Raw genomic sequence first — 11646 nt, forward strand, 5'->3', positions numbered from 1 at the left:
AGAAGGCGTATACCCTTTCCAATTGTGTAACTTCTGTCGTTTGCATGAACTTATTTTTGTGATGTATCCGATAGATCAAAGCACGTTCCAGACCTCTATTCAACGTAGAGCAGATATCGACTTTGCAAAGCCTTTTCTCTGGTTTTATCATTCAGGAAGGGCAACTTAAGCATGGTAATGTGAAAATGGGACTTCTTGATAACCTCCGCTCTCATACCCGAATTGATCAGACTATCTCCCATGACATCAGTCGTATACACCAAACAAGGACCCTGTTCAATAAATCGGTTTAACTGAGCTGCCTCCTTTAAAACCTGTACTTCGTGAGGAGCATAAAATTCAAACGACGGAGAAAATGTTTTGTAAGTGGCCATCCGCAACTCCATTTTGTCTGACGGGATGAGCTTTACCAGTTCCGACCCTGACTGGTACTGAAAAAGGAATGGATAAAAGAATACAAATAAAAAGACATAAAGAATGCAGGCTGCTGCATAGCCTGCGTAAAGCATTTTTTGTAAATGATCATCAACTTTGATTAACAACCCGCCTATCAGTAACATCGCGGTAACCGCCGCAGCCAGGATTCCATTCGGTAAATTAACCAGATATATCAGCCCCAGAACAGCTACAGCTAGTATTACTAAAACAATTTTTTGACTGATCACAAGCATTTTCAACTTTCCTGATACAGCGAGCTGGTAAAAAAAATACGCTGTAATCATGGCGAAATACGGAAATATCATCACAATATAGTGAGGCAATTGAAACCTTGACAGTGAGAACATCACAAACGTGATTAGCGTACTGCCATAAATAACCCAGCGAAGCGGATTTTTATCTCTGTCATAACGAATCAGATATACAACACCACCCACCAGACCTATCGACCATGGCAAAAATGCCCATAGAGAGGTATGTACAAAAAAGGTAAGATCACCTTTTCCCTTAATCGGACCTGTATTGAAAAACCGCCCAAACTGACTATCCCAAAAGAAAAACCTGAGCCCCGACACGTTCGTTTCTCCAAATACTACCTTTTCCGGATGCAAATCAAATTGTGCATATAAAGCATACAATTCAGGTAGAATGAAAACAAACGAGAGAATAAGCAGTAGCCACCATCGTACATCTGTGAACTGCTTCCACTGACTTGTAAAAGCCCAGTAAAGCACCCACCCGCCTGCTATAGTGATAAGAACAAAAATACCTTTGGTCATCATGGCAAAGCCTGCAAACAACGCGGCAAGTGCAAGATGGCGGTTTGTTCCACCTTGATAGAGCTTGATCATATGCCAGACCGCACCTGCTATACATGCACTCAAAAAAGGTTCAGCCCGTACATCAAAATTCGCAAGTACACTATGTAACGCTACAGTATATACCAATGTCGCGATCCGGGCCACGGATTTGTTGTAAAGATCACGCGCAGTCACATAAGTATAATAGATACTGATGAGCCAAAACAAAAATGCAGGTAACTTATAAGCAAATGAATTGATCCCGAAAACTTTAAAACTAACTGCGGCAAGCCAGAATGGAAAATGAGGCTTATCCAGCCAGTCCGCTCCGTGGGCATACAGGTCCAGCCAATTGTTATGTAACACCATGCGCTTTGCAATAGTAGCATAAAGTGCACCATCCGGTTCAATAATTGGTAACCACAGCCCCGGAACATTTAATAAAATTCCAATAAGCAGCAGCCACGGGAAATAACGTTGCAATAAAACGTCTGTTTTGTTCATACTTTAAGTTTCATTTCATTGTCAACCAGTTACAATAATTCATACAGCGACTTGTATCCGATCGCCCCGATTGACAAACCAAAGATACCCAGCTAAGCTGAGACTGGTAAATTACGTCTGAAAGATTTTTGCAATCGACGGTAGTGAAAGTCGGATGCCGTAACGGATTTGAAAATTTAAAAATAACTTAACCCAGGGCCTTACAAATTCTGCCCATTTTAAAGTTGCTTTGTAGAATTGACCTTACTGGCACTATATTGTAAAAGAATTAGTGGGTTGTCTACCTTTTCTACAGCTCCGGCAAATTACCATGAATCAGGAACTTACCAGCCATTCGGATACTGCTATGCCGCAATCTCTTTCAAATAGAGATTGGGGAAGTTTTGAGCACATCTATGATAAGTACTGGTCTAAACTCTACCTTTCAGCCTATAGCATTCTTCGCAATAAACAGGCTTGTGAAGATATTGTACAGGATGTACTAGTTCAGTTGTGGGTTAAAAGTGATTCCGCGCAGATTGATTCCCTGCAAGCTTACCTGTATACTGCAGTCCGCTACCAGGTTTTTAAAGTAATAAAATCCGGAAATATAACCCTTGCTCTGCCGGAAGAAATAGTGCTAATATCCGAAAGGACAGAAGCAGAAGATAACCTCGTAACGCAGGATCTGGATCACTTGCTTGACAAACATATAGCTCATTTACCTCAAAAATGCAGAGAGGTTTTTATACTCAGCAGAAAGAAAAATATGTCGATTGCTGAGATTGCGGAAATGCTGCAGATTTCAACCAAAACCGTAGAAAACCACATCACCAATGCGCTTGGTAAACTTCGGATAAGCATGGGAGAATTTCTGTTCTGGCTTATTTTTACTCTTCCCTCTATCTGGGATTGATCAATCTTAAAAAATAAATTTCAAAATTTTTACTCCGGCCTTAGGTGTAGTGTGTCTGTTTTGGCACATACAGGTAGAACTATGAAAAAGGATGAATTTTTAACACTTACCGATAAATACCTTTCCGGCACACTCAGCCCACAGGAAGAACTCCGTTTTCTGGAGGCTTGTGATGTATTGCAGAGTAGAGCCCAAGATTGGGATAATGCTACAATGGACGATGAAATGACAGTAAAAGCACGGATCTTTGGCCGCATTGTCGAGCAGGTTCACAACATGGAATCTGAAAACGTGCGCCCACTCCATAATAAGTCCCGCCCCTTGCGCTATATGGCTGCAGCTTCCGCCACACTGCTTTGTCTTTTTGCTATTTACACCTTCCGGACAAGTTTACTTAATCGGTTTTTCCCGGTACAGATGATCAGCATTACAGCCCAGAAAGGAAAAATGCTAAAAAAACAGTTGCCCGATGGATCCACCGTTTGGCTGAATGCGCAGAGTACACTTTCTTATCCGGAAAAATTCAATGATTCAGCCCGTTACATCAAACTTGAAGGAGAAGCGTATTTTGATGTTGTTCACAATCCGGAACAGCCATTCGTCGTGCAAACGGAGACACTACTTACAAAAGTTTTGGGGACACATTTTGTGGTAAAAGCCTACCCTTCTGATGCTGAAAGCAAGGTTACCCTACTAAGCGGACGTGTCGCTGTACAAGCGGCCAACATTAATGGAGAGGCAATACTCGCGCCTTTACAGGAATTAACCGCGGATAAAAAATCCGGAAGATTTACAATCAAGCAGAATATCGACAGTACAAGTGCTATGGCCTGGACCAACGGAAAATTGTCTTTCAGAAAAAGTACGCTTTCCGAGGTGATTAGTGATCTGGAAAGGCGATTCACTATTGAAATCATTGCTGATACACATTTGGCGCGCTGCCTGATTTACGCCGATGTACTGCCTGGTGATACTGCAGATTCGGTATTGGAGCAGCTTGCTATTTCCCTTGAAGGGAAAGTAACCAAAAACGCAAATAACGAATATCGCATTACCGGCAGGGGATGTAGATAAAAAAGCATTCACCATCAAAGGATCTGAGCGTATGACCTAGACATCATCAAATGAAATACATGGATCGATCTGCCTCACGATGAGCAGACAAAATAACAGGATTCCAAAGGACATAAAAACGTGTCCAGTTACTTAACCTACCTTAAATATGAAGACAATTATTTACCGGGGAACATTATTTGATGCTGTCAGTAACATGATAAAGTACAGCGCTATCCTATCCTTTCTGATTGGCTGTTGCAGCACGCTCGGTCTGGCGGAAAACACGTATAGCCAGGTTCTGGAAAAGCCGATAACGCTCTCAACCGACGTCATGCCCTTGCCGGCAGTGTTGGACGAAATATCAAAAGTCTCAGCTACCAGGTTTGTTCTTGCTAGTCAAAAAGAATCATCTAAAAAAGCGAGGGTGAACGTCAGGAATGAAAAACTGGGTAAGGTTCTGGATAAATTGCTGGCTCCTTATTCACTGACCTACACAACTTCAGGGTCGACCATTATTCTCAAACCTGCAGCGCCCAAACCCATTACACTAACTGTCCCGAAAAATGTGGTTGCAGCGGAACCTTTAGATGAAAGTGAGATGAAGCTATTCTTTGGCAAAGTTGTAGATAAGAGCGGTCAGCCTCTTCCGGGTGCTTCAGTGGTAGTGAAGGGCAGCGATAGAGGAACTGTATCAGATTCTGACGGCAGCTTTTCAATAAATGTCGATAACGGTGAAACACTTGTCGTGTCATTCATCGGATTTTTAAAGAAGGAAATCACCTACCGGGGCGAATCCTCGCTCAACATCCAGCTTCTTGAAGATGTGGCTGGACTGGAAGAACTTGTTGTTGTAGGCTATGGAACACAGAAAAAGATCAATGTGACCGGAGCCGTAAGCGCGATTGAAGCCAAAGACCTCGACAGTCGGCCGGTCAGAAACTTAAGCTCGGGTCTTCAGGGACTGATGGCTGGTGTAACCGTTGTGAATTCAACTGCCTTGCCGGGGCAAAATGGAAGCTCAATTCGTATACGCGGTGTGGGCACACTCGGAGATGCTAATCCGCTTGTCGTGGTAGATGGCATTCCAGGAGGAGACCTGAACATCCTCAATCCTGCTGATATAGAAAGTATCTCTGTACTTAAAGATGCGGCTTCCTCATCGATTTATGGTGTGCGCGGAGCAAACGGAGTCATTTTAGTAACCACCAAAAAAGGCAAGGAGGATTCAGCTCCAACGATCTCCTACAATGGCTATATCGGTATGCAAACGCCAACGGCTCTACCCAAATTTGTAGGCTCTCCTGAGTACATGCAGCTTTTGAATGAATCTCAGGTAAACGTAGGACGTAATCCTACTTACACAGATGCAGATATCGAAATAGCCCGAAACGGATCCGACCCTAACTATTTTGCCAATACCAACTGGATCGATGAAATATATAAGAAAAGTGCTCCTCAGCAGAATCACAATCTGAGCATCAATGGTGGTGCCAAAAATCTGAACTATTATGTCTCTTATGGCTATCTGAAGGAAGGTGGCATGATCACCGGCGATAACTACAATGCAAAAAGACATAACGTTCGGCTTAGATTAAATACCACCATCATCGACAGATTGCATCTGGATGCAAATCTGGGTTACATCGACAGAGGATTCTCAGGATCAGCAGAGAACATTGATTCTGATTCAGGTCCGTTGTATGCTTCTCATCAGATCCTTCCCTTGGTTCCTGTCAGATTTACCACAGGAGGCTGGGGTTATATCGGTGGTCAGCGCAATCCGGTGGCTGTAACTACGGACGGAGGAACGAACAGATTCGATTCCCAGGAATTCACAGGAAACCTGAGCGCCACGCTTGATCTGTTTGATGGTTTGCGGCTGCGAGGGCAGTATGGTCTGATCCGCTCGAATTCATACAGATCTATTTTCAGCAAAACCATTAATTATTACAGTCCGACAGATGGCTCCCTGATTTACCAAACCAACCCACAAAATAAAATTGATGTCCGCGATTATACCAACTTATATCAAACAATGCTGGGCTTTTTGGAGTATGATAAGATTTTCGCAGAAAAGCATACAGTGAAGGGAATGCTTGCAGTATCGCAGGAAGAGAATGTTTCCAATTACTTCTATGCTACCCGCACGAACCTGGCTTCCCAGGATGTGGAATCAATTAACTTAGGAACAGAAAATCAGCTCAACGGCGGATCTGCTTCGCAGAATGCACTACGTTCTTTCTTTGGTCGGTTCAACTATGGATACAAGGAGAAATACCTGGCTGAATTCAATTTCCGTTACGATGGATCTTCCCGTTTTGCTCCTGAAACACGTTGGGACTGGTTCACATCCGGCTCTGTTGGATGGGTATTTTCTGAAGAGAAGTTCTTTGACCGACTTCGCAATGTGATCGAATCCGGAAAAATACGCCTTTCTTATGGTACGCAGGGAAATGATAAAGTTCGGGTAGGTGGTACATCAGATATTCTGAATTACGGGTATCTACCTACACTCGGACCGGTCAACAATACCTTCCCTATCGGCAATGCACTCACAATAGGCTATCGCGAGTCTAATATACCCAATCCCTTTTTGACATGGGAATCTGTTGTGAAACAGAATGCCGGTATCGATCTGGCGATGATGAAAGGTCGCATGGGTATCACATTTGATTACTATGTTCAAAATACCAACAATATTCTGCTGAATGTGCCGCTGCCTGATGTGCTGGGAGTAGGCACTACCTATCCTCCACAAAATGCCGGGAAGGTTGAAAACAGAGGATGGGAACTACAGGTATCCTGGAAAGATCAGCTCAATGATTTCCGGTACGGAGCAAATTTCAACCTATCGGATGTCAGAAATAAGGTGACCAGTTTGGGTGGCGTACCACCTACTTACGGCGATCGCATACGTATTGTCGGACAACCGATTGACGCGTTCTATGGACTGGTGGCTGATAGAATCGCTCAGGTAGAAGACTTTAACTTCGATGCAGGAACTAACAAGTACACCCCTAAATTTCCGGCCTATGCAGGAGACCCGGTCGCACCAGGCGATATCATCTACAAAGATCTGAACGGAGATGGCCGTATTACGCTTGATGATGACCGCCAGGTGATCGGGAATGCTATACCACGGTTCAATTATGGTTTCCGCGGTGAGCTGGGCTGGAAGGGAATCGATTTCAGTTTCTTCCTGCAAGGTGTTGGCAAGGCTGATGGATACATACAGGGAGCTGCACGCCATGCGCTGATCAACGAGGGGTCTCTTCCACAGGAAGTACACCGCGACCGCTGGACTCCAGAGAATACAGATGCAAGTTATCCAAGACTTACCTACCAGCAGGCTTACAACCAGCGCTTATCTTCATTCTGGCTGGAAAACGCAGCCTATCTCAGGTTGAAAAACATCCAGATAGGCTATACGATTCCTGACAAGTTCACACAAAAGGCTCGCATAAGCCGTCTTCGTATCTATGCTTCTGCCGACAACCTGCTGACCAAGACGAACTTCTTTTATGGCTATGATCCCGAATCACCCGTAACCAGCGGTGGATACTATCCACAGGTAAAAACATTCGTTGCAGGCATCAGTGTAAATTTTAAATAAGTCATTATCATGAAAAAGAAATTCATATACCTGTTCTCCCTGCTCGCTGTATTGTCTACCAGTTGTAATGAAGATTACCTTAATAGGTTGCCGCTGGATCAAATAGCCGATGAGACATTTTGGAATACCGAAGAGCAACTGATTCTGGCTGCCAATGGCTGCTATGCAAATATCAAAGCGAAAAATACCGTAGACATGGAAAATATGGGCGACAATACGCTCTGGCCGTCCACTACAGATTTCCAGCTGATTGGAAGTGGGAATTTCAATGTGGATTTAGGTATGTTCAACACGGAATGGCGCAACATGTATACCGGCATACGCCAATGCAATACATTTCTTGAAAATTACGAAAAGGCAGTGGTACCTGTTGAGGCCAGAAAAGAAATTCTGGCAGCTGAAGTACGAGTAATCAGAGCTTATATGTATAGCTATCTTACTTTGTTTTGGGGTGATGTACCGCTGATTACCAAATCACTAAATATCGATGAATTATATGATCCAAGAACTCCAGCCGCACAGATACAGGATTTTATACTGTCAGAGCTGGATGCAGCAGCGGCCGTTCTCCCCAAAGAAATCGCCTCCGGGAAAGACCTTGGACGTCTGAGAAAAGGAGCCGCATTGGGCTTGAAAGCGCGGCTTGCACTTTATTTTGGAAAGTATGCAGCAGCAGAAAAAGCAGCCAAAGATTTGATGGACCTCAATCTGTATCAACTCTTTAATAACGGAAATAAAGCGACCAGTTACAACAGTCTTTTTACTTACAGCGGTAAGCTATCAAGAGGCAATAACAAAGAGACAATTATAGCGAGAACACATTTGGAAGATTTAAATATGCACAATCTGAGCCGTGAAATACAGGTTCCCGATCAAAATGCACGTTTCAATCCTACCAAATCGCTTGTGGATACATATCTGTGTTCTGACGGACTTCCTATCGACAAATCTCCATTGTATAAAGAGACCAGCTATCAAGATGTTTTCACCAACCGTGATCCCCGTATGACACAAACCGTTCTGGCGCCAGGCAGCGCATGGGGCGGACGTTTTGACGGAAACCCTGAGAATACGGATCCTACCAAATTCACAGCGCCCAAGTTCCGTTCTGACCGGCGTGGTTCTGTAACCATTACGGGTTATTATTTTACAAAATACGTTGAGCTATCAACCGTACCTCAGGTAGGTAGAGATGCAAATGATATCCATATACTGCGCTATGCAGAAGTTCTTCTCACCTATGCTGAAGCCAAACTGGAACAGGGAACGCTCACGCAGGCAGATCTGGACATTTCCATCAATTTGCTTCGTGACCGTGTCGGTATGAAAAAGATGGTTTTGACTGAACTGGCTGCAGCAGGTTTGAATGTAAGAGATGAAATTCGTCGTGAGCGGCGGGTAGAACTTGCACTGGAAGGCCAGCGATACTTCGATATAAAAAGATGGAAGCAAGGTGATTTACTGGCAGCGGACGTAATGGGTATGAAAAAGGAATGGGCCAAGGTTCCTGCTGACGTAGCCAGTATAAGAACGGATTCCCGCGGTTATATACTTGCTTTTACCGGAAGAAATTTTGCTGATAAAAATTACCTTTGGCCAGTGCCTCTGGTTCAAATAGAACGTAACCCTGCGTTAGGACAAAATCCTGGCTGGGAATAAACCTTAAACACCCGATCGATGTTCATTCGAAACCTTTTCTTCATGTATTTCCTGCTCCCGGTTTCTGTTGCTTTTGCAATAGAACCGGACTCAGCAGTTGTCTCGATTTCGACATTAGGTAAATCAAATCTAAAAGTGATGACCTACAATATTCATCATTGCAATCCTCCATCGGAGGCCACCAAAATTGATGTCGAAGCCATCGCATCAGTAATCAATAAGGAACGACCAGACTTCGTGGCGTTACAGGAGGTGGACGTCAATACCGAGCGCTCGGGGAAAGGCAATCATCAGGCTAAATTATTAGCTGAGCTAACGAACATGAATTACTTTTTTGCCAAAGCAATTGATCATCAGGGCGGTGATTACGGTGTGGCTATACTTTCCAGATTTCCGATTCTGGATTCAGCTCAACACATGCTTCCGGTTGATAAAGCAATTGGCGGTGAACCCAGGACAATAGCTGCTGTGACTGCTCAGATCGCCAAAGGTAAAAAAGTAATTTTTGCATGCACGCATCTGGATCTGAAAGAGCAAAACCGTAAAACTCAGGCTGAGCTGATTGTAAAATATTTTGGAAACTCACCATTACCAGTAATTATCGGAGGCGACTTCAATGCAAAGCCAGACAGTCCAGCAATGGCTTATCTGGATCAGACTTTCACAAGAAGTTGTCTGCAGGATTGTGCTCCTACCATTCCGGTAAATAAGCCCAATCGTACAATAGATTTTATCATGTTTAGACCCGGGAAAAAGGTAAAGGCCATTTCAACCCGCGTGATTGATGAAAAGTATGCATCCGACCATCTGCCTGTTGTTGTGGAGCTTAGCATACAATAGTTCATCCACAAGTATACCAAAGAGGTGGTTCATGACGAACCTCCTCTTTTTTGTGCATTTTACCCTCTACCTTTGCCTTTAATTATAGTTGATGATTCGTTATGAAAAGGATTTTAGTACCGTGTAATTTTTCTACCCATGCCGAAGAAGCATTGAAATTTGCATTGGAAATTGCCGGCAAAAGTGAAGGGAGCATATTCGTGTGTACCATAATCAGTGAAACGGAAAGTACCTCTGACAATACCGCATCAACCGCAGAAATTGCACGACATAAATTTATCGATTTCATAGCCGGTTTTGCCGTAGGAGATATTCTTGTTGAACATCATGTTCATACCGGCAAGATTACCACCGCAATATTGGAGCTTATTCAGCTGCATAACATTGATCTGGTAGTCATGGGAACCCAGGGATCGCGAGGCTGGCAGGAAGCCTTTATGGGCTCAAATATTGGCAAAGTCGTGCGCACATGTCCGGTTCCGGTAATTGCGGTTAAAAATGAGACGACGCTTTCCAGGATAAAAAACATTGTATTCCCTTGCGGTATGAAGCTTGAGGACGAGCAACTACTTGGTAAGGTTAAAATGTTACAGGAGTTTTTTGACGCAAGACTACATCTTTTGTATGTCAATACACATCCGCGCCGTGATAATCAGCAGAGTATGCAACATTTACAAAAGCTTGCTTCCCAACACCAGTTGCATCATTTCAATATACATGTTGTACACAACGCTATCGAAAAAGATGGCATTCTACAATTTGCACGGGAAATGAATGCGGACCTGATTGCAATGGGTACACATGGCAACCGTAATCCGGGCAACATGTATGTAAGCAGTATAGCTGCCGATATCGTTAACTATTCTCCGACCATGACATGGACCTGCGCAACAGAAAAGACTTACTAAAATACTGAGCTATGAGACAAATCAGGTTGAAAGCTTCTTCATTCAGAAATTTGATGGTATCTTAGCCTTTATGGCAAGTGAGATCAATACATCCACAACTGAAAAATCCTTTGCGCTGCACAGTACTGTGCCGACATGGAACAGTACTGTCTTCTGCATTCTGCCGGCTACCATCTTCTGTACCAGGCTTTATTACGTTTCAAATTTTAAGGACTTCAATACGCTGGCCCCGGACCTAATCTGATTTTCAGGATTCGGGGAACACCGCAGCCTTTATCAATTTTTGACAGATAACATATCAGTATGGTCATGCCCATCGCTGCGTTTTTGCACGTGCGTTCGCTGTCCGTATTATTCTGTTTATCTGTCTCTGTCACCAGGCTGCACGTTTGCTTTTCAGCATGCCATGTCATATTTTCCTTTAACATTGAGGCGCAGCAGCGCAACAGTACGATTATGAATTTACCAAAAACGCCTGTAATCATCTCTGAAGATGATTATAAGTTGCTCAAGCAATTTGCAGAACAGTTTCCCAATCAGGGACAACAAAATGAAATGACACTATCCTATGAGCTGAACCGTGCGGTCATTGTCGAAAATGACGAGTTGCCGGAAGGATGTGTCAGGCTGAATTCTACCGTAAAGGTGCGGGAGCTCAGTGCCAATCAGGAAATGGAATTTTCGATTGTTATGCCATCACTGGCAGACATTCAACAAAGAAGAATTTCTGTTCTCACACCCATGGGGGCGGCGCTGATCGGGCTTTGCAAAGGAGAGAAAGTAAAGTGGAAAATGCCTGCCGGAATCAAGCATTTTGAGATTCTGGAAGTTTATTAAAATAAACTGATTTTAGGAGAGGCGATCTGGATTGCTTCTCCTGATATTTGCTATTAACAAAGTTAATTACTAGCCAATGTTGTGTACCCAATCTAT

Annotated in this window: 8 protein-coding genes; 7 read left to right on the top strand and 1 reads right to left on the bottom strand. The window is 43.6% G+C overall.

Annotated features, from left to right (window positions below):
- Positions 1–95: 95 nt before the first annotated feature.
- Positions 96–1742 carry an ArnT family glycosyltransferase gene (locus AC1XUE_RS11200; protein WP_483356063.1) on the bottom strand — a complete coding sequence of 549 codons (1647 nt, stop codon included), beginning with the start codon at positions 1740–1742 and terminating at the stop codon, positions 96–98.
- Between the two features lie 310 nt (positions 1743–2052).
- On the opposite strand from AC1XUE_RS11200, the gene AC1XUE_RS11205 reads away from it, so the two are divergent.
- From AC1XUE_RS11205 to rnk, 7 genes are all read left to right on the top strand, one after another.
- Entirely contained in the window at positions 2053–2637 is a 585-nt protein-coding gene (locus tag AC1XUE_RS11205; RefSeq protein ID WP_483356064.1) for an RNA polymerase sigma-70 factor, read from the top strand.
- 81 nt (positions 2638–2718) lie between these two features.
- Entirely contained in the window at positions 2719–3711 is a 993-nt protein-coding gene (locus AC1XUE_RS11210) for a FecR family protein (RefSeq protein WP_483356065.1), read from the top strand.
- Between the two features lie 148 nt (positions 3712–3859).
- Positions 3860–7306, top strand: coding sequence for a TonB-dependent receptor (locus AC1XUE_RS11215; RefSeq protein ID WP_483356066.1), 3447 nt, complete (start codon positions 3860–3862; stop codon positions 7304–7306).
- A gap of 9 nt (positions 7307–7315) precedes the next feature.
- The gene (locus AC1XUE_RS11220; protein ID WP_483356067.1) at positions 7316–8965 is read left to right on the top strand and encodes a RagB/SusD family nutrient uptake outer membrane protein; all 1650 of its coding nucleotides are present in this window, start codon (positions 7316–7318) and stop codon (positions 8963–8965) included.
- Positions 8966–8983: 18 nt separating this feature from the next.
- The gene (locus AC1XUE_RS11225; protein ID WP_483356068.1) at positions 8984–9805 is read left to right on the top strand and encodes an endonuclease/exonuclease/phosphatase family protein; all 822 of its coding nucleotides are present in this window, start codon (positions 8984–8986) and stop codon (positions 9803–9805) included.
- A gap of 101 nt (positions 9806–9906) precedes the next feature.
- Positions 9907–10713: a universal stress protein gene (locus tag AC1XUE_RS11230; protein ID WP_483356069.1), complete on the top strand. Its 807-nt coding sequence runs from the start codon at positions 9907–9909 to the stop codon at positions 10711–10713.
- A 456-nt stretch (positions 10714–11169) separates the two neighbouring features.
- Positions 11170–11550, top strand: a complete 381-nt coding sequence (rnk, locus tag AC1XUE_RS11235; RefSeq protein WP_483356070.1) for a nucleoside diphosphate kinase regulator — start codon at positions 11170–11172, stop codon at positions 11548–11550.
- Positions 11551–11646: the final 96 nt, after the last annotated feature.

Source organism: Dyadobacter sp. HNCC25DJ187 (genome assembly GCF_056895255.1).